At 64.0% G+C, this 19,676-nt stretch carries 18 protein-coding genes; 14 read left to right on the top strand and 4 right to left on the bottom strand.

Going from position 1 to position 19,676, the window contains the following annotated elements:
- Window positions 1–6 precede the first annotated feature (6 nt).
- The 3 genes from lpdA to P3T22_RS13605 all read left to right on the top strand — a co-directional run bounded on the left by lpdA (window position 7) and on the right by P3T22_RS13605 (window position 3,235).
- Complete coding sequence (gene lpdA / locus P3T22_RS13615) at window positions 7–1,437, top strand: dihydrolipoyl dehydrogenase (protein ID WP_429325228.1); 1,431 nt, start codon at window positions 7–9, stop codon at window positions 1,435–1,437.
- 88 nt (window positions 1,438–1,525) lie between these two features.
- Complete coding sequence (gene zapE / locus P3T22_RS13610; RefSeq protein WP_063495763.1) at window positions 1,526–2,623, top strand: cell division protein ZapE; 1,098 nt, start codon at window positions 1,526–1,528, stop codon at window positions 2,621–2,623.
- 162 nt (window positions 2,624–2,785) lie between these two features.
- Window positions 2,786–3,235, top strand: a complete 450-nt coding sequence (locus P3T22_RS13605; protein WP_063495764.1) for a transposase — start codon at window positions 2,786–2,788, stop codon at window positions 3,233–3,235.
- Between the two features lie 160 nt (window positions 3,236–3,395).
- Here the strand turns inward: P3T22_RS13605 and P3T22_RS13600 are convergent, their stop codons facing one another.
- The 4 genes from P3T22_RS13600 to P3T22_RS13585 form a co-directional block, all read right to left on the bottom strand.
- Entirely contained in the window at window positions 3,396–3,881 is a 486-nt protein-coding gene (locus P3T22_RS13600) for a DUF2147 domain-containing protein (RefSeq protein ID WP_429325227.1), read from the bottom strand.
- A 243-nt stretch (window positions 3,882–4,124) separates the two neighbouring features.
- Window positions 4,125–5,834 (bottom strand): ShlB/FhaC/HecB family hemolysin secretion/activation protein, encoded by a 1,710-nt coding sequence (locus P3T22_RS13595; RefSeq protein WP_429325226.1) that lies wholly within the window; start codon window positions 5,832–5,834, stop codon window positions 4,125–4,127.
- 248 nt (window positions 5,835–6,082) lie between these two features.
- Complete coding sequence (locus tag P3T22_RS13590) at window positions 6,083–7,510, bottom strand: collagen-like triple helix repeat-containing protein (RefSeq protein WP_063495767.1); 1,428 nt, start codon at window positions 7,508–7,510, stop codon at window positions 6,083–6,085.
- 176 nt (window positions 7,511–7,686) lie between these two features.
- Entirely contained in the window at window positions 7,687–9,087 is a 1,401-nt protein-coding gene (locus tag P3T22_RS13585) for a collagen-like triple helix repeat-containing protein (RefSeq protein WP_429325225.1), read from the bottom strand.
- A gap of 657 nt (window positions 9,088–9,744) precedes the next feature.
- Here P3T22_RS13585 and P3T22_RS13580 point away from each other — a divergent pair.
- From P3T22_RS13580 to P3T22_RS13530, 11 genes are all read left to right on the top strand, one after another.
- On the top strand, window positions 9,745–9,927 hold the full coding sequence (locus P3T22_RS13580; protein ID WP_063495768.1) for a Flp family type IVb pilin: 183 nt from the start codon (window positions 9,745–9,747) through the stop codon (window positions 9,925–9,927).
- Window positions 9,928–10,069: 142 nt separating this feature from the next.
- Window positions 10,070–10,570: an A24 family peptidase gene (locus P3T22_RS13575; RefSeq protein ID WP_063495769.1), complete on the top strand. Its 501-nt coding sequence runs from the start codon at window positions 10,070–10,072 to the stop codon at window positions 10,568–10,570.
- The gene (locus P3T22_RS13570; RefSeq protein ID WP_429325224.1) at window positions 10,567–11,064 is read left to right on the top strand and encodes a TadE/TadG family type IV pilus assembly protein; all 498 of its coding nucleotides are present in this window, start codon (window positions 10,567–10,569) and stop codon (window positions 11,062–11,064) included. The genes P3T22_RS13575 and P3T22_RS13570 overlap by 4 nt, the downstream gene beginning before the upstream one ends.
- A 91-nt stretch (window positions 11,065–11,155) precedes the next feature.
- On the top strand, window positions 11,156–12,100 hold the full coding sequence (gene cpaB, locus P3T22_RS13565) for a Flp pilus assembly protein CpaB (RefSeq protein WP_063495771.1): 945 nt from the start codon (window positions 11,156–11,158) through the stop codon (window positions 12,098–12,100).
- 41 nt (window positions 12,101–12,141) lie between these two features.
- The gene (locus tag P3T22_RS13560) at window positions 12,142–13,539 is read left to right on the top strand and encodes a type II and III secretion system protein family protein (RefSeq protein WP_063495772.1); all 1,398 of its coding nucleotides are present in this window, start codon (window positions 12,142–12,144) and stop codon (window positions 13,537–13,539) included.
- 132 nt (window positions 13,540–13,671) lie between these two features.
- Window positions 13,672–14,913, top strand: coding sequence for a fimbrial protein (locus P3T22_RS13555; RefSeq protein WP_063495773.1), 1,242 nt, complete (start codon window positions 13,672–13,674; stop codon window positions 14,911–14,913).
- A 3-nt stretch (window positions 14,914–14,916) separates the two neighbouring features.
- Window positions 14,917–16,317, top strand: a complete 1,401-nt coding sequence (locus tag P3T22_RS13550) for a CpaF family protein (RefSeq protein ID WP_063495774.1) — start codon at window positions 14,917–14,919, stop codon at window positions 16,315–16,317.
- Window positions 16,310–17,344 (top strand): type II secretion system F family protein, encoded by a 1,035-nt coding sequence (locus tag P3T22_RS13545; protein ID WP_429325223.1) that lies wholly within the window; start codon window positions 16,310–16,312, stop codon window positions 17,342–17,344. Before P3T22_RS13550 ends, P3T22_RS13545 begins: the two co-directional genes overlap by 8 nt.
- A gap of 2 nt (window positions 17,345–17,346) precedes the next feature.
- On the top strand, window positions 17,347–18,363 hold the full coding sequence (locus P3T22_RS13540) for a type II secretion system F family protein (RefSeq protein WP_063497910.1): 1,017 nt from the start codon (window positions 17,347–17,349) through the stop codon (window positions 18,361–18,363).
- A 43-nt stretch (window positions 18,364–18,406) separates the two neighbouring features.
- A complete protein-coding gene (locus P3T22_RS13535) occupies window positions 18,407–19,258 on the top strand; it encodes a hypothetical protein (protein ID WP_063497911.1) in 852 nt (283 codons plus the stop codon).
- A 37-nt stretch (window positions 19,259–19,295) separates the two neighbouring features.
- Window positions 19,296–19,676, top strand: coding sequence for a DUF3613 domain-containing protein (locus tag P3T22_RS13530; protein ID WP_429325222.1), 381 nt, complete (start codon window positions 19,296–19,298; stop codon window positions 19,674–19,676).

The following is a 19,676-nucleotide window of genomic DNA, read 5'->3' as shown; positions in this document are numbered from 1 at the left end:
ATTGTCATGTCCAAAGAATTTGACGTCGTCGTGATCGGCGCAGGCCCCGGCGGCTACATCGCCGCAATCCGCGCAGCGCAACTCGGCAAGACCGTCGCATGTATCGAAAAGTGGAAGAACCCGGCCGGCGCGCTGAAGCTCGGCGGCACCTGCCTGAACGTGGGTTGCATTCCGTCGAAGGCGCTGCTCGCGTCGTCGGAAGAATTTGAAAACGCGTCGCACCACCTCGCTGATCACGGCATCTCCGTGTCGGACGTGAAGGTCGATATCGCGAAGATGCTGGCCCGCAAGGAAGGCATCGTCGAGAAGATGACCAAGGGTATCGAATTCCTGTTCCGCAAGAACAAGATCACGTGGCTCAAGGGCCATGGCAAGTTCACCGGCAAGACGGACGCCGGCGTGCAGATCGAAGTCAGCGGCGAAGGCGAGACTGAAGTCGTGACGGCGAAGAACGTCATCATCGCCACGGGTTCGAAGGCGCGCCATCTGCCGAACGTTCCGGTCGACAACAAGATCGTCGCCGACAACGAAGGCGCACTGACATTCGACTCCGTGCCGAAGAAGCTCGCCGTGATCGGCGCGGGCGTGATCGGGCTGGAACTTGGCTCGGTATGGCGCCGTCTGGGCTCGGACGTGACCGTGCTCGAAGCGCTGCCGGAATTCCTCGGCGCGGCTGACCAGGCGCTGGCTAAGGAAGCCGCCAAGCAATTCAAGAAGCAAGGTCTGGACATTCACGTCGGTGTGAAAGTCGGCGAAGTGAAGACGACCGACAACAGCGTCACGATCAATTACACGGACAAGGACGGCAACGCGCAAACGCTCGAAGCCGACCGCCTGATCGTGTCGATCGGCCGCGTGCCGAACACCGAGAACCTCGGTCTCGAAGCCATTGGCCTGAAGGCGAACGAGCGCGGCTTCATCGACGTCGACGACCACTGCGCAACGGCTGTGCCGAACGTGTACGCGATCGGCGACGTAGTGCGTGGCCCGATGCTCGCGCACAAGGCTGAAGACGAAGGCGTGATGGTTGCAGAAATCATCGACGGCCAGAAGCCGCATATCGACTACAACTGCGTTCCGTGGGTGATCTACACCGAACCGGAAATCGCATGGGTCGGCAAGACCGAGCAGCAACTGAAGGCTGAAGGCCGCGAGGTCAAGACGGGCCAGTTCCCGTTCATGGCGAACGGCCGCGCGCTGGGCATCAACAAGGCGGATGGTTTCGTCAAGATGATCGCCGACGCGAAGACCGACGAGCTGCTGGGCGTGCACATCATCTCGGCGAACGCATCGGATCTGATCGCGGAAGCCGTGGTGGCGATGGAATTCAAGGCTGCGTCGGAAGACATCGGCCGCATTTGCCATCCGCACCCGTCGCTCTCGGAAGTCATGCGCGAAGCGGCTCTCGCCGTGGACAAGCGCGCGCTGAACATGTAATCGCGCACGCCTGACTGAACGCAACTCTGGCATCACCACGAAGGCGGGCGGGTTCACTCCCGGCCGCCTTTCTTTTTGCAGCAACACGATGAACGTCACCGAATACTACGAAAAAGAACTGCAGACGCGGGGTTATCAATCGGACCCGGCGCAACTCGCGGCGGTCGACCGCCTGCAGCGGTGCTATGAGGAGTGGGTCGAGTACAAGTCGCGCCGCTCGAACGCGTTCAAGAAGCTGCTTATCCATCCGGACCTGCCGCGCGGCGTGTACATGTGGGGCGGCGTAGGGCGGGGCAAGAGCTTCCTGATGGACAGCTTCTACATGATCGTGCCGGTGCAGCGCAAAACGCGGCTGCATTTCCACGAGTTCATGCGCGAGGTGCATCGCGAACTGGAAGAGCTGAAAGGCACAGCCGATCCGCTCGACGAACTCGCGCGCCGTATCGCCAAGCGCTACCGGCTGATCTGTTTCGACGAATTCCACGTCTCGGATATCGCCGACGCGATGATCCTCTACCGTCTGCTCGACAAGCTGTTCGAGAACGGCGTGCAATTCGTGATGACGTCCAACTACGATCCGGACACCTTGTATCCAGACGGTCTGCATCGCGACCGCATGCTGCCGGCAATCGAATTGATCAAGGCGAAGCTCGACGTGATCAATGTCGACGCGGGTACCGACTACCGCAAGCGCACACTGGCCCAGGTGGAGGTGTATCACACACCGCTCGGCGCGGCTGCGGACAAAGCGTTGCGCGACGCATTCTCGCGCCTTGCAGCGGTTCCCGATGAGAGCCCGATCCTGCACATCGAAAAGCGGGAGCTGAAGGCGCTACGGCGTGCCGACGGCGTCGTGTGGTTCGATTTCGCGACATTGTGCGGCGGTCCGCGCTCGCAGAACGACTACCTGGAACTGGCGAGCCGTTTTCACGCGGTGATCCTGTCCGGCGTGCCCCAGATGTCGGCGCGCATGGCCTCGGAGGCGCGCCGCTTCACCTGGCTGATCGACGTGTTCTACGACCACAAGGTCAAGCTGCTGATGTCGGCAGCGGTGCCGTCCGATCAGCTGTACGTCGACGGTCCGATGGCCAACGAATTCACCCGCACGGTGTCGCGCATCGTTGAAATGCAATCGAAAGAATATCTCGACGCACCGCGCCGGATCGTCGATACGTCGCTGACTTAAGCCGCCGCGCGACGCGGGCGCGGATGCTTTTGCGATAGATCACGGTCTGCCCGCCGAAGAGGCGAAGTCCGAAGGCGTATTTTCAAGATTCGGATTGGTCTTATGTTCCGTCCGCGGACGACTGGATATCTTCTTTGTCATGGTTCTGACAAAGGAGTGACCATGAATCCCTACCGTGATATCAATGATGAAGAATGGCAACGTGTTGCACCGTTGCTCCCTGAGCTGCGTCCGCGCTCCGAACTGCGTGGCCGGCCGCTTGCCAACACGCGCTCGGTGCTCAACGGCGTGCTGTGGGTGATGTATAGCGGCGCGACCTGGTCCGCCATGCCGCGCAAATATCCCTCGTATCAAACCTGCCATCGCCGCTTCAAGGCATGGTACGAATCCGGCGTGCTCAAGCGCGTCATGGACCAGTTGTTCGGTGCGGCAAGCGAAGAACTCTGTAACCTGATGGAAGCACGCATGCGTACGCATGTGAGCGCTGAACAGAAGAGCGTTGACGCGGAAAAGGTTCCGGCCACGGCGCCCACGGCGTATAGCCCGGCATCGGTCACGCCGTTACCGTCTTCGCCGTTCGCGTATGCGTCGCCCTTCAAGCACGCTGCATGACGACGCCAAGCAGCCGAACTCAAACAAAAAAACGGCCGGACGATGGCGATCGTCGGCCGTTTCCTCTGGTTCCATCAGGGCAGCGGTAGCGGCCTTGATGGAGGCCCTGATGGAACACCACCTTCGCACCTCAGGCATCGACGCCTGAACGACTCGCCTACTATTGCTGACGAATCCAGGTTTGCGAGCGGCCCAGCAGCGAAACGCCAATATAGCCACGCACCACCAGCTTGTTCCCGCCATCTTCCAGGTGCATCTTGCACTTGTAGACCTTGCCGTTTTCCGGGTCGAGAATCTGCCCGTGGTCCCAGCCTTCGCCGTCTTTTTTCATATCGCTGACGATCGTCATACCGAGAATCAACTGGTCCTTGCGCGCGTCCGTACATTCAGTGCAGCGGCGATCCGGCTGATCGTTCGCATTGAGCCCCTTGATCACCTTGCCGCTCAACGAGCCGCTGCTGTCCTGTGAAATCTGCACGAGTGCTTTGGGCTGGCCGGTGTGATCGTCGATGGTTTGCCACGTGCCGATCAGGGAATCGGTTTGCGCCATTGCCGTGACGGCGCTGACGAGCAGCACGCCCGCGAGGGCGGCATGTTTGGCTGTGCGAAGTGCGATTGCGCGTGCGCGTTGAGTGAATTGCATCATTGTCTTCCTCCTTGATTAAAGACAGCGCGATCGTGGTCGCGCGGCGTTATCGGCATCCCGGGCCCTCTGCAATTGCCGGCCGCCGTGATGCCTGGCACTGCCTCTCAGATTCAACTTCGGCTCCCTCGGTCTGCGACTCGCGGCTTGAGTGCCGCGGTTCGCACATCGTCAGCGCAGAATACGTGAAAGTGCGCGCGCCGTTTGATAGTGGACCCTCTAATCAGGACGCGGCACTTTCGAACGTCAGTTCAGCTGATACGAGTACGTCGCGTTGATGCGGGGGCTGCGCGACGCGCTTTCCACCGGTGCGTCGCCGATCGGCTTGGCCACCGACAAATCCAGGCTGTAATACTTCGAGTCGGAGATCCGGAAGCCGAATGCAATCGACGACAGCTTCGACGGCGAGGGCGTTCCCGCATGCAGATAGACGCGAGCCATGTCGAACGAGACGTAGGGGGTGAAGGTGCGCAGATAGGTGAAGCCCGGCGTGAACGCCCGGTTGACTTCGAACGTGGCGCCCCAGCCCGAATCGCCCGATGCCTCTCCTGGCTCGTACCCCAGCGCAAAACGCTGTGCGCCGAACGAGATCTGTTCCGACGTCGGCAGCGAGACGGCGCTGTATTGGCCGGTCAACGAAATCGCGGTGCCGATCTTCAGCGGCCACTCATTGGTTTGCGAAAAGCTTGCGCCGGTCCGCACGAAGTTGATCGACGCCGGATTCGCGACGGTCGTGCCGGGAACGTTCGAGTCGCCGGATTTCGATGCGCCAAGGATATCGAATGCCTTCGCCACCGAGATACTCGCGCGGCGCACCTGGCCGGTTTCCGCGCTGGCGTAGTCGGTCTGCAGTTGCATCACCCGCACCTGCGAGCGCAAGCCGATCTGTGCACCGGTCTGCTGATTGTTGTAGCGGTCCTCGTCATGCGAGGCATAGACCGAGGCGGTGCCGATCACGCTTTGCTTGTTGTTCAACAGGATCGGATAGGCCAGCGAGCCGCCGACCTTGTCGTTGATGACCGTGCGCTCGATGTAAGAGGGCAGGCCGGGATTGTCGACCGGATTGCCGCGATAGTGCGACGCGTCGATCTTCCCGGTCAGTCCATCGCTGCCGACCGGTACCGCGGCGTGCGCGGCAAGATAGGTGACGTTGTCGCGGCCCTTCGGCAGCAAGGCGGACACGCTCAGTTGTTCGCCGAGCGCGGTCAGGCCGTTCTCGGTGGCGGTGAGCAGGCCTTGCACGCCGGGGTGATTGAAGTCGATACCCGCGCTGACGTCGAACGGTTTGCGCTCTACGTTCAATTCGAGCGTGGTGGCGCCGTCGGTGTTTTGCGGTGGCGCCACGTTGGCCGCGACTTTGACGCCGGGCAACAGCCCCAGCACGTTGATGTAACGCTCGAAGGTGGCGCGCTTGAGCGGCCGGTCGGCGACGATGTGGTCGGCGATCGAGCGGATCTTGTCTTCGACCATGCCCGGCTTGCCCGTCACCTTGACCACGGACACGTAGCCTTCCACTACGGTCACTCGCACCACACCGCCTTCGAAAGTTTGCGCGGGAATGAACGCGAACGAGAGCGCATAGCCGCGCTCCTGATACAGCTTCGTCACGCCGTCGGCGACCTGAATCAGATCGCCGATGGTGGTGTCTTTGCCGACGAGGGGTGTGAAGCGTTGCGCGACTTCATCGAACGGAATGGACTTCACGCCCTCGACCTGAATCTTTGAAGGCGTCAGATGGCGGGCGAGCAGTTCCTGAAGTTGGGGGGCTTGCGGCGCGACCTGCAGGGTCACGTTCGGGCCTTTGTCGGGCGCCTTGATCTGCGGCAGCGAATCGAGTGGATTACCGCCGACTGCCGGGCCGGCCGGGCGTGACTGCGCTTGTGCTTCTACCTGCATCGCGCTTGCCGCAATTGCAGCGAGCAGGAGGGTCCATTTGCTAACGTACCCGAGTTTCATCGGATTTTCCTCGTATGCCGTTCTTGTATTGCGGGCGCGCCGCCTGGCCGGGCTGGTCGCGATCGCTTATGTGTGGCTCGACGCATACTGCCATGCTTGCATGTATAACGTCACGGGCTCCGTCGGGCTTGAGCATCGGCTGCAAAAGCGCGGAGCACGTGATGAGACGGACTGCTTATGCGCGTTGCGCAGCGGGACGTCCGATGGGACGCCTCGTGCGCGCGGCATTGATGAGCGACTTATGCGGACTACTTATGGCTCACCGGCACCAGACCACCGAGCAGTGTCGTCAAGCCGCCCGCCGGACTGCTCGAGCTGCTCGTCGATCCGGCTGCCGAGCTGAGCGTGCCGGTCAGCTGGCCGACGAGGGCGGTGACGGGGGCGAGCGGACCGCCGCCGCTGCTGCCCGAGGCGCTGCTGGTGACACCGGAGAGCGCGCCGGTCACCGTCGACAGCGGACTCGATGCGCTACCCGAGCCGCCCAGCGCCGAAGTCAGCGAACCCAAGGGCGTGCCGCCCAGCGCCGAGGTCAGCGAACCCAGCGGCGAGCCGCCCGTAGCCGAAGTCAGCGAACCCAGGGGCGTGCCGCTCAGCGCCGAGGTCAGGCCTGACAGCGGTGTGCCGCCGAGCAGCGTCGACAGCGAGCCGAGCGGGTTGTTGCCGAGCCCGAGACTCGCGAGCGAGTTTTGCAGCGGGCCGGTCGGGCTGCCGTTAGCAGGCGCTCCATTGACGACGGCCGTGTTCGGGCTGCCGACGAGGCTCGTAAGCAAGCCGGGAATCGGATTCGCGCCATTCGGGCCGTTCGGATTGACGAGGCCGCCGGCGTTCGTCACCGTGTTGCCGAGCGAGCTGACCAGTGTGCCGAGATCGGCGCCGACCGGATTATTCGTTGCCCCGCCGACTTGCGAGCCGGCCGAGCTCAACGCTCCGCCGATTTGCGCGAGCACGCCGCCGACTGGCGCGCCGAGGCCGGTCTGCGTGCCGACCGTCTGCGTCACGAGTCCGGCGGTCTGCGTGATCGGCGTGATGGCGGTGCTGATCGGCTGGGTGATCTGTTGCACCGGCGCGGAAGCTAGCGAATTGCCGAGCGTTGCGCCACCGGCGTTCAGTGCGCCGGCGGTCGTGGAGAGGACCGTTGCAAGCGGCGTGGTGAGCGGCGATAGCGGCGCGAGATTGCCGGTGCCGAGGCCGCCGACCGCGGTGCTCAGACCTTGCACGACGCCGCTCGTCGAGCTGACCACCGAGCCGAGTCCGGCGACCGTGGTGCCGACCGGATTGGAGGTCGTGCCGGTTTGCCCGACGCCGTCGCCTATCGCGTTGGAGAGGGCGCCCAGTGTGCTGCTCGTACTCGACACCGCGTTGCCGAGACCTTGCGTGACTTGCGGGCTGAGGCCCGGGATGGTCTGCGAGGCGATCGTGTTGCCGAGGTCGCCGGTGGTCTGCGCTGCGGCAGTGGCGAGGCCGCTGGTCCCCGACGTCGCCGTGGTGGGCGGCCCGCCGCTGGTCGAACCCCCGCCGCCGGCGCTACCGCTGCCAGATACGCTCGGCGGCGCAGTGACGCCATTGCCGCCACATGCCGCGAGCAAGCCGGCGGCCGCTACGGCGATCAACGGTGCGCGCAACGACGACACGGTCGCGCACGCCGCATAGAGATTAAAAAAACGTTGGGTGGACATATGTGCTCCTCAGTGTCTTCCAGGTGTCGTGTGCGTTGATTTCGTGCGCCGGGACAACGGGTGTCTGAGCGGCGCGGCTCAATTCAGCCAGGTTCCGGAAGGGCCGGGGCGCGGCTGGCGGGCCACACTCCGGTTTCAGGTTGCTGCACTTCTTTCGATGACGGCGACGGCATTGCTTACTTCTTCGACAGACCGCCGAGCAGGCCGCCGAGGATCGACGTCACGGGCGCGAGCGGGCTGCTGCCCGTTCCCTTGCCGCTGGTGCTCGACAGCGACAGGCCAGGGCCCGAGCTGGTCGAGGCGGTGGTGGTCGTCGTGGCTGGCGTGGCGGCCGCCGTGGTCGTGACGCCGCCGAGCGCGCCGGTGACACTCGACACCAAGCCGGCGACTGGGGCGAGCGGGCTGCTGCCGCCGGCCGTGCTGTTCAGGCCGCTGGTCACGCTCGAAAGCAGGCCGGTGACAGGCGCCAACGGGCTGCCGCCGCTCGATGCGCCGCCGAGGCCACCTGTTACGCCGGTGAGCGGAGCGAGCGGGCCACTGCTGGCGCCGCCGGTCAAGCCGCCAAGTGCGCTGGTGAGCGGGGCCAGCGGATTGCCGCCGGTGCCGCCGGTGAGCAGGCCGCCTACCGATGCGGCCGTGGTGCCCGTATCCGCGACCGTATGACCAAGTGCGGCCGTGATCGGATTGCCGCCGGTTGCACCGATCAGCGTGCCGGCCTTGCCCAGGCCGCCGCCAAGGGTCGAGAGCAGGCCGTTCAACGGTGCGCCGAGGCCCGTGGTGGTGCCGACCGTCTGCGTGGTCGCTGCGACCATCGACGTAATCGGCGTGATAGCGGTGCTGAACGTTTGCGTGACTTGCTGCACCGGACCCGTCGAGAGCGCAGTGGTGAGCGTGCTGCCGCCGTTGGTCACTGCGCCGCCGAGCGTATTGACGGCGCCGCCGAGTGGTGTGGTGATGGCCGCCAACGGCGCGAGCGGGCCGCTGCCGAGACTCGTCACAAGGTTGCCTGCATCCGTCACGGCGCCGCCGGCATGACCGACCACGCCACCGAGGCTCGAGACCGTCGTGCCGATCGCGTCGCCGCCGGTACCGAGTTGGCCGAGTCCTTGCGCTACGCCGTTGCCGAGCGTCGAGACCGCCGAGCCGGCTTGCTGCACGATGCCGCCGGCGGCCTGGGTGGTTTGCGAGCTGACGCCCGGCAGCGTTTGCGAGCCGATCACGGTACCGATGCTCGAGACCGTCGAACCGGCATCGCTGACCACACCGCTGGTGTTGCCGATTGTTGTGCCGAGCGCATTCGCGACTGCGCTCGTGCCTGTTCCTGTTCCCGTTCCCGTTCCTGTTCCAGTATCCGTACCGGAGCCGCCTTCCGAACCGGTGCTGATGCCGGAACCGCCCGAGCCCATCGAACCGCTGCCGGTGGTGGAAAGTGCGCTGCCGACGGAGCCGCTACCGCTGCTGCCGGTGCCGGAACTCAGGGCTCCGGAGCCTCCGCAAGCACCAAGAGAAAGCATCGCTGCCACGCTGGCCGCAATCAGCGTTGTTCGTCGTATGGTGTTGGCCGTTTGAATTTTCATGTCGCCCTCGCATCGCATGTGTTTTTGGGTGTTGCTGCGTGCTTATCTCTGCACGAGCCGTGCCATTTCGACTGAGTAATGCAGAATATTTGTTGCCGAGAGGCGTGAGGCTATGCGTGATATGGCTTTGCGAGGAATTGATGGAGTGCCCGTTAACTCAGATATACCGCGCGAAAATGAATTCGCTAAACGTTTGCGAGGGCTGCGTAACGTAACGAGCCACGCGCGCCGTTACGAAACACGGCGTAACGCAAGCGCAAAGGGAGGGGCCGCGCGCTTGAAACGTTCTGTTCAAACAAATAATTAGTGTAGCGAATCTAACTTATGGTTATTCCTATGTGCTGCAACGCACGAACTGCCGTTAACCTGAGCACGACGCGAAAATGCATATGGCGTCGCGCCAAGGGCAGCGGACAATTGCTTAAATATGTTGATTCGGCTATAAAACCCGAATGCATCGAGGATTGACGTGGGAGGTGCGTAATCGAACAGACAGCTCGTAGACATCTGTTTTATTGAAGCCAGCTGCCAAACGGTACTTCTGCAGCGCAACACGCAGGACCAGGAATTGAGAGACCAATGGTCCGCAGCGCCCAAGACTCCGTCATCCGAAGCAGCGCGTAAACGAACGAAATAAATGAAAGTCCGAGGGTAAAAATGAAAAAGTTCACCAAACGCTTCCTGAGCGATAACAAGGGCGTGACGGCCATCGAGTATGGTTTGATCGCGGGGTTAGTAGTACTCGTCATCGTTGCGTCGGTGACGTCGATTGGGACGAATCTCAAAGACGCGCTTGGCAACGTTGCGGCCGCGATCCCGACTAGCGCCCCAGGCGCCTAAAGGGCAACCTGCAAACGTCCTGCGAATCGGCTGGCGTGATTACGTTCGCTCGCTTCGCAGGCGTTTTCTAACGCATCGCCAAATTGGCTAGAGCGAATTGCATTGCAATTCACATGGCGTTGCTTTGCCTGCCGGGTGCGAAATGAGTGTCTTCGTTGGTATTTTATTATTTATCGCCTGGGCTGCACTGGTCGCTATTAGTGACTGCGCCCGCCGGCATATTTCCAATTCAGTTGTCGTCGCTGGTTTGGCGGCGGCATTCGGCTGCGCATTTCTGCAATGCGGGCCTTTCGGCGTTTCGGCGACCCAGGCGAGCGTTGGCGCGTTGATTGGTCTCGTCGTGCTGTTGCCGTTTTTCGCGCTCGGCGTAATGGGGGCTGCGGACGTCAAGGTGTTCGCCGTGCTGGGCGCGTGGTGCGGCATGCACGCTTTGCTAGGCCTATGGATGGCGGCTAGTCTCGCCGCGGGTGTCCATGCGCTCTGGCTGTTGATTACGACGCGCACGCGGCTCGCTGGTTTGGTCCGTTCCCACGGCGCGACTTTCGAACTGGCTGGCAAAAGCTCTACGCCTTACGGCGCATGTCTTACGGTGGCCGCAAGTGCATGGCTCGTGCTGCAAGGACTGGCTGGGGGGCTGCGATGAAACCGCTAGCAACCCAGCCTGCGTGCGCGTCGCTCAAGCGCATCCAGATGCGTCACGCGAGGGCGCAACGGGGCTCCACGGCGGTCGAGTTCGCGTTGCTGTTCCCGCTGTTCTTCACCATTCTGTACGCGGTCGTTACCTTCAGTTTGATCTTCGTGGCGCAGCAGAACCTGACGCTCGCAGCAGAGGAAGGCGCGCGCGCCGCGCTGAACTGGCAGAGCAATACGTCGCTGCAAACCGCGCTCCTCAATCGCGGCAACGCCGCCTGTGCCGCGGCAAAACTGATGATCGCGACACTGGTGCAATCCGCGCAATGCACGCCGACTTCCGCGCCCTGCGGCCCGAATAACACGATGCAGTGCGTGAACGTCCTGCTGACTTACAACTACCAGGCTAACCCGCTGGTGCCGACCTTGCCGCTGATGAGTTTCACGTTGCCCGGCACATTGGCGAGCAGCGCCACGGTGCAACTCAACCCGGAGAACATTCAGTGACGTACGCGCCGGCTCCCAGCCTTTATGTCCGTCGATGCTGTTTTGAACGCTCGTACGGCACGGCATCGTTCAACCGAAGCAGTGAGTCGTCATGCCGACTCTGACCAAAATTCTTGCCGGCGTGCTGATCGCTGTCGCGTTGCTCCTCGGTCTGTTCGCGTGGACGCTGTCGCGCCGTCCGGCACCGGTGGCTGTGACCGCCGCGACGCACGCAAGCTTCCCGGTGGTGGTCGCCACCCGCATGTTGCCGGCAGGCAAGCCGATCACCGTCGACGAACTGCGCGTGCAGACGCTGCCGATCAATCCGAACGGCGCCTTCACCGATCCGGCGCAACTGGCCGGCCGCGTGCCGAACGCCGAGATCGGCGCGGACTCGCCGGTGCTCGAGGCTCAGTTGTCGTCAGGACTTGCCGAGCGTATCGAGCCGGGCGAACGCGCTCTCGCCGTGCGGGTCGACGAGGGCAATGCGGTCGGAAACCGGTTGCGGCCAGGTAATTTCGTCGACGTGTTTTTCACGCTCAAGCGCGACGGCGTCGTGGGCAACGGCAGCGAAATCGATCGTACTCAAGCGCGTCTCCTGATGTCGAAAGTGCGCGTGCTCGCGTTCGGCAACGCAACCACCAACGGCGACAGTGCCGGCGACCCGAACGGCATGGTGCGCACCGCGGTGCTGGCGGTGCCGGTCGCAGATGTGGACCGTCTGACGCTCGCCGAAAGCGCTGGCCGTCTGATCTTCGCGCTGCGTAATCCAAAGGATGCCGAAGTAGTCGATCAAGACGCGCTGCCGTCCTATCCGGGCGTATTGAAAACGGTGGCCCACACCGGCGCGGCTGAGCCGCTGCAGGATTCGACCCGTGCCGCGGCCGGCGTGTCGCTCGACGCGTTGTCGGGAAGCACCAGTTCGGCAGGCGCCGGTGCACGGCCGCCGCTGCCGCATATGCCGCCGCCGCCGACGCGCGTCGCGGGTAACACAAATAGTACAAAGAGCGGTATCGAAGTGATACGGGGTGGGCGCGCCGAGTCGGTCGCCTGGTAAGCAGTTTCAGGGAGCGGGCGGCCACGCGCGTCCACAACTACATGACACAACGGATTTTTGTATTCGGGAAGGCGGCGTGGCTTGGGTTGGCTTTGCTCGCCGCATCGGCTGCGACTGACGCGGCCGGTCCGGTGCAGCGGACGTACTCCGCACAGGCATCCCAGACAGCTCAGGCTGCGTCCTCGCAGACCATCGACCTGACGGTCGGTGCGCAGCAACCGCTCGTGACCGGCCATACGCTGCAGCGTGTCGCGATCGGTGACCCGGCAGTGGCCGATGTGCTGATCATCAAGGGCGACAAGCGCGGCGGCGTGCTGTTGGTCGGCAAGGCGGCGGGCACGACCAACCTGATGCTCTGGGCGCGCGATCGCGAGACGCCGCTGACCTATACGGTCAACGTAACCACGCCGGCCGCGGCTTCGCTGCTCGGGCCCGATACGCCGGCCGTCAAGGTGCTCGGCAGCACGGCGGTGGTCTCCGGCTCGTCGGCGACCATGGAGGCGCACCAGCGCGCCGTGGTCGCGGCGGAAGGCTCGCTGGGCAAGGATGGCGCCGTGTTCGACACGTCGACTGTGGCGAGTCGCGCGGTGGTGCAGGTCGATGTGCGGGTAGTCGAGTTCAGCCGCTCGGTGCTCAAGGAAGTCGGCTTCAACTTCTTCAAGCAGAACAACGGATTTTCGTTTGGCTCGTTTGCGCCATCGGCGCTGACCTCGGTTTCCGCGACCGCGGGGCAGCAGCCGCAAACGACGGCCACGATGCCGATTTCGTCGGCGTTCAACCTGATTTTCAACTCCGCCACGCATGGCCTGTTCGCGAACCTGAGCCTGCTGGAGAGCAACAACCTCGCGCGCGTGCTGGCCGAACCGACACTCGTGGCCTTATCCGGGCAGAGCGCCAGTTTCCTCGCCGGCGGCGAGGTACCGATTCCAGTGCCACAGGGGCTCGGTTCCACAGGCATTGAGTTCAAGCCGTACGGCGTTGGACTCACGCTGACGCCGACTGTATTGAGCCCGCAACGCATTGCGTTGAAGGTGGCGCCGGAGGCAAGCCAGCTGGATTTTGCCAACGCCGTGACGATCAGCGGCGTGTCGGTGCCCGCGTTCACCACGCGCCGTGCCGACACCACGGTCGAGCTCGGCGACGGCGAGAGCTTCGTGATCGGCGGCCTGATTGATCGCGAGACCGCATCGAATGTTGCGAAAGTGCCCTTGCTCGGCGATCTGCCGGTGATCGGCACCTTCTTCAAACAACTGAATTACCAGCAGAACGAGAAGGAGCTGGTGATCATCGTGACGCCGCATCTGGTGTCGCCGCTTGCGAAGGGCGCGACCTTGCCGACGACGCCGGGCGAGCAATCCGAGCAGCGCAATGGACCGGTGTGGCGGTCGCTGATCGGCGGCGTGACGGCAGGCGATGCAGCGCCGGGATTTTCGAAGTGAAGCCGGCGGGCGGCCAGGGGGCGCGCCGGATCGGTGGAGCAGTGAGCCAGTGTGTACGCGAACCGCGCGGCCCCGCTGGCAAGCAGGACGACGCGGGGGCTTCGCAGCCGATGCCGCATAAGGATGTCCAACATGAACGCGAGAACGCATTCATTGACTGAACGGGCGGTTACCGATTATTTCGTGTTCGCGTCGCTGGACGACGAACACGTGCATTGGCTCGCCGATACGCTGGTGGATGCCGGCGTGGTCGAAGCAGCCACACTCGATCCCTCGATGCTGATGCAGCGTATTGCAGTGCTGAATCCGTCGCTGGTGTTCGTCGACTTTTCCGGCGGCCGCGCTGCTGCCGCGAGCGCTGCGGCGAGCGCGGTGCGCACAGCCTATCCGGGCATGCAGATCGTCGCGCTCGGAGCGCTCGCCGAGCCCGAAAGCGCATTGGCCGCGCTGCGTGCCGGCGTGCGCGATTTCATCGATGTGTCCGCGCCCGCCGAAGACGCGTTGCGTATTACGCGCCAGGTTCTGGACAACCTCGTCGAACCGGTCAGCCGCCATGGCCATGTCACCGCGCTGCTGGGCGCGCGCATCGGCATGGGCGTGAGCACGCTCGCCGCGAACCTCGCGGTGATGTTGCAGCGGCGCGACGTCGCGCAAGGACGGCAAGCCGCTTTGCTCGATCTCGGCTTGCCGGCCGGTGACGGCTCGCTGCTCCTGAACACGCGCAGCGAATTCAATTTCGTCGAAGCCGTGCGCAACCTGCGCCGCTTCGATCAGACCTTCGTGCACACCGCCTTGTCGCATCATTCGAGCGGTCTCGCGCTCACCACGCTGCCGCCCAATCTTGCCGACATGCGCGAGGTGTCGTACTCGTCGTCGATCGGCTTGCTGAACCGGCTGCGCGCGTTCTTCGACCAGCAGATCGTCGATCTCGGCGGCTTCACCAATAGCGAGTTCATCGCCCACGTTGTGCAAGCTGCCGACGAAACCTGGTTGTTGTGCGATCAGGGCGTGGCCTCGATCGTGTCGGCAGTCGGCGTGCTTGACGCGTTGCGCGAGGAGGGCGTGGACACGGCGAACGTGCGGTTGATCGTCAACAAGTTCGACGCCGACCTCGGCCTTGCCGCCGCGCAGATCGCGCAGCGTTTGGACGTTCCGCTGCTGGGCACCTTGCCGGAGCGGCGCGTCACGCTCGGTCAGGCGGTCAACCAGGGGCATCTGCTGGCCGAAATCGCGGCGCGTGACCCCTACGTGCGCGCACTCGAACCCTTGATCGAACGGCTCGGCGGCGCCACGCGCGCGGTCGCGCAAGTACGCAGCAAATCCGCGTTCGGCGCGCTCAAGCGCTTCATTCCAACCACTTACAAGCGGTCATAGACGATGGCAAAAGAAATCGAATTTGCCGACGACGCACCTTCGTTCGCGCATAGCCAGCAGTTCCAGGACATTAAGAACGCCGCCCACGAACATCTGCTCACGCGTATCGAGGAACTCGGCTCCGAGTTCGGCCGCTGGTCGCGTAATGCGATCAACCAGTTCGTCGATCTGGAGATGGACAGCTTTGTGCGGCTGCGCCGGATACCGATCAACGAGAGTGAAGTAAGGTTGATCGCCGAGGCGCTGACCAAGGAGCTGGCGGGCTTCGGGCCGATCGAGGATCTGCTCGCCGATCCGGCCGTCGAAGATATTCTGATCAACGGCTACAACGACGTGTACGTGTCGCGTCACGGCATCCTGACCAGGATTCAGGTGCGCTTTGCCGACAATGCGCACCTGCTGCGGATCGTGCGGCGCATTCTCGCGCCGATCGGGCGGCGTCTGGACGAGTCGAATCCAATGGTCGATGCACGCTTGCCGAACGGCGGGCGTGTGAATGTGGTGATCGAACCGCTGTCGATCGACGGGCCGATCGTCTCGATCCGTAAATTCCGCAAAGATCCGATGCGTCCTGAGGATCTGCTCGCCAACGGCACTTACAACCCGGAAATCGGCGCGCTGCTCGAAGCGGCGGTCGCCGCGCGCTGCAACGTGCTGGTGTCGGGCGGCACGAGCTCGGGCAAGACCTCGCTGCTTAACGCGCTGGCGTTTCACATCCCCGAGCCGGAGCGGGTCGTGACAATCGAGGACACGGCCGAACTGTCGCTGAACCACCCGCACGTGGTGCGGCTCGAGAGTCGGCCAGGCGGCTTCGACGGCGCGGGCGTCGTGACTATTCGGGACCTGTTGCGCAATACCTTGCGGATGCGGCCGGACCGCATCATCGTCGGCGAAGTGCGCGGCGGCGAGGTGCTCGAAATGCTGCAGGCGATGAACACCGGCCACGACGGCTCGATGGGCACCGTGCACGCCAGTTCGCCGCGCGAATGTCTGTACCGCCTCGAAATGCTGGCGGGCTTCGCGGGCTTCCAGGGGACCGAGTCGAGCTTGCGCCGGCAGATCGCCAATGCGATCGACTTCATCGTGCAGATCGGCCGGCTTTCGAACGGGCGCAGGCGGATTCTGTCGATTACCGAAGTCACGGGGCTGTCGGACAACATCATCGCAACCCAGGAGCTCTATCGCTACGAGCCGGTCGCGACCGCGGAAGGCGACGAACTCGATAACTGGGTCTCGCTAGGCATCCACCCGCACTCGCCGAAACTGGCGCGTTTCCGCCAGGCGTTGGGCGGGGGCGAGGTGCAGAACGGATTCGGCAACGCGGGTTTCGGCGGCGGTGGCGGCTTCGGAGGCGGCGGCTTCGGAGGCGGCAGTGGCGGCTTCGGCGGAGGCTTCAATGTCTAGCGCGGTACTGGTCTTCGCGGCGCTCGCGCTGCTGTGCGCGGCGTTCGCGTTGCTGTTATGGCAGCGCGGCGCGCAACGCAAAGACCAGGCGAGCGCTGAACGCTATATCGATAGCCGGATGGCGGTGGCCATGCCGGCCGGCGCGGGTGCGGGCGGGTCGGCCGGCGGTGCGGGGGGCGGTCCGCGCGTCGCGCCCGCGCGCGCGGCTGCTGCGCCGGCCGTGTTCGCGCCGCAAGCTCCGCCGGCCGATGCGGGCTGGCTTGCGCAATGGCGCTACCTGCAAGCGCGTTTGCGCTTCATGCTGCAACACGCGATGGCGCGCGCGGGGATTGCCAATGCAAAGGCTCCTACCGCGGTCGCCGGCTCAATCGTGCTGCTGCTGTGCGCCTGGGCCGCGCTGGTAGGCGGCGTGCTCGCCGCCGGTGCGACGCTGATTGCGTGCGCGATGTTCATCTATTTTCTGCTGGCGGTGCGCACGAACAAGCGCCGTCAACTGATCGTGCGGCAACTGCCGCTGTTCCTCGACGGCATCGTGCGTCTGATTACGCTTGGCAACAGCGTTCCTGCCGCGTTTCAGTCTGCGTTGCAAAGCACCGAAGCGCCGCTGCGCGAATGTCTGGACTATGTGTCGCGGATGTTGCGCACCGGCGTCGAAATCGATCGTGCGCTTTCGCAGGTCGCGGTGATCTATGGGGTGCGCGAGCTCGAACTGGTCGGCGCCGTGCTGCGTCTGTCGGTCAAGTACGGCGGCCGTGCCGACGTGATGCTCGACCGCATGGCCTCGTTCATGCGCGATCTCGAACAGGCCGAGCGCGAACTTGTGGCAATGTCGGCGGAAACGCGGCTGTCGTCGTGGGTGCTGGCGATGCTGCCAATTGGCATTGGCGGTTTTCTGATCCTCTCGAATCCTAATTATTTCGCTTCGATGTGGTTTGATCCGACTGGGCGGCAGCTGGTCTATCTGGCGTTCGGCTTACAGGTGATCGGCGCCTATCTGCTGTATCGCCTCGCAAATCTGAGGACATGACGATGCGAGTTCATCAACTCGTGGCTCTCGCGCTCGCTCTGGCCGCGCTCGCGCTGTTGCTGCTTGGCGGCCTGGTATTGGCGCGCGTCGCCGCCGTGCGGCGCAGCGAACGCACGCTAAGACAAGCGCTCGACGGACGCGCGATGCAGACCGCGGCGCTCGCGGCCGCGGCGGCCGCACGTGGCGCGGACGGTGCTCAGGGCGGTTCGAAAGCGGTCTTGCGAAACGTGCAGCCAAAAGGGTTCAAGGGCCTGCTCGAGCGCTTCGCGCATACCGGGATTCGGTGGCTCGACACGCCGTTTGGCCGCCAGGTCGTGGCCGAGGAAGACCGCCGCTTGCTTGAACAGTGTGGCTTCGTCGATACGCGCACGCGCGGCCTGTTTTTGGTAGCGCGGCTTGCAGGCGCGCTGCTGCTGCCGGTGCTGGCAGGCACCTTGGCGCGCGGCTATCTGGGCGGTACGCGCTACATCGTGCTGGTGGCGATCTCGATGGTGGCGGGCTTCCTGCTGCCGAAGATCGTTCTGATGCGGCGTGCCGGCAAGCGCCGCACGGGGGTGGTCGACGAATTGCCGCTGCTGGTCGATCTGCTGCGCTTGCTGCAAGGCGTGGGCTTGTCACTCGATCAAAGCTTGCAAGTGATGGTCAACGATTTCCGGACGATGCTGCCCGTGCTCTCGAGCGAGCTGGAAATCGCGCAGCGCCAGTTTGCGGCGGGCCGCACCCGCGAGCAGTCGCTGAACCGGTTGGCTGCGAGTTACGACAACGAAGATTTGCGCGCGGTCGTGCGCATGCTGGTGCAGGTCGACCGCCATGGCGGTGCAGTTCAGGAACCACTCAAGCAGTTCGGTGACCGCCTGCGCGAATCGCGCCGGGCGATGTTGCGCGAACGCATTGGCCGTCTCGCCGTGAAAATGACTGGCGTGATGATTGTCACGTTGCTGCCCGCGCTAATGATCGTGACAGCCGGCCCGGGCGTGCTCGCTGTCCAGCATTCGTTGCTCTCGATGCACCGCCGGTAAGGATTTTGCAATGGCTCACTGTCTACCATCGTTCGAATTTCCGATGCGTGCCGCTCGAACCGGCCGCCGCGCCGCGTGCTGCTCCGTGGCGCTGGTCGCCTTCTCCCTGCTCGGCGCGTGCGCGTCCAAAGACATCGTGGGTTATGGCGTCGGTGCCCAGGCGGAGCGTGCGGCGCTGACCCAGCAGGCCAATCGGGATCCCGCGCCGGACACCCCCGGCATGTACCTTGGACTGATCGACCAGATGCAATCGCAGGGGCTTTATTTTGCCTCGCTTGCGCATATCGACGCCTACGAAAAGCAGTACGGTGCGAGCCCCGACACGATTTTGCTGCGTGCCGACGCGTTGCGTATGACCGATCAGCCTGACGCCGCCGCGACCGCTTACGGACAACTGCTGAAGACGCCGCTCGCCGCGCGCGGATATCGCGGGCTCGGTCTGATCGCGGGCGCGGCCGGCGACTTTGCGCGTGCCGCGCAGGAACTGCAGCGGGCCGCACAACTCGCGCCGACCGATGCGGTGACCCTGTCGGATCTCGGCTACGCGCGACTGCGCGATGGCGACGTGAATGGTGCACGCGTGCCGCTCATGAAGGCGGCCGAACTCGATCAGAACAATCCGAAGATCGTCAGCAACATGACGCTTTATCTGCTCGCCCATGGCGACCAGGCGCAGGCGCTGGCAGTGATGAATCAGCAGAAGTTCACGCCGGACGTGCGTGCGGCGATTCGCAACGACGCGGCGCGGGTAGCCGCGGCGGGACGCTCGCAGGCCAGCGGGTCGCAGGCGCAACCGCAACCATCGTTCGGGCAGGCGGGCGCAGGCGCCGGCATGGTCGCGAGCGCGCAAGGTATCGAGCCGGCGCCGCGCGTGTTGCAGCGTTTCGCGCAGTAAGCGCGCAAAGACCGATCAGGCAATCAGGGGAATCGAGATGAATAGCAGAACAACGAAGCGGAGCTGGGCGGCATCGGTGCTGTGCTTCGGTGTGGCCATGGGGGTGGCCGAGTCAGCGCTTGCGCAATCGAGCGCAACCGCCCCGCCGGCGGATGCCACGCCGCCACTGGTCCGGACAAGTGAAGTGGGGCACTCGACCCGCGCGTGGCTCGACCTGCAAAGCAGCAACACAGAAGCCGCACCCGCTCTGCCGACGCTGGGCGCCGAAGCCGGGCTTGCCTACCGTCGCTACATGGAATCGTTCAAGAGCAAGATTCCCGATCTGTACGGTTCCGCGCTGAATACCGGCAGCGGCGGCAGCGGCGGTGGCGCGATGGGCGCAACCAGCGGCACTGGCCCAGGCGGCGGTTCGAACTGA

The organism is Paraburkholderia sp. GAS348 (assembly GCF_050434205.1).
Classification (GTDB): domain Bacteria; phylum Pseudomonadota; class Gammaproteobacteria; order Burkholderiales; family Burkholderiaceae; genus Paraburkholderia.
Note: the sequence above shows the minus strand (reverse complement) of the source record. Positions and strands in the feature narration are given on the sequence as shown.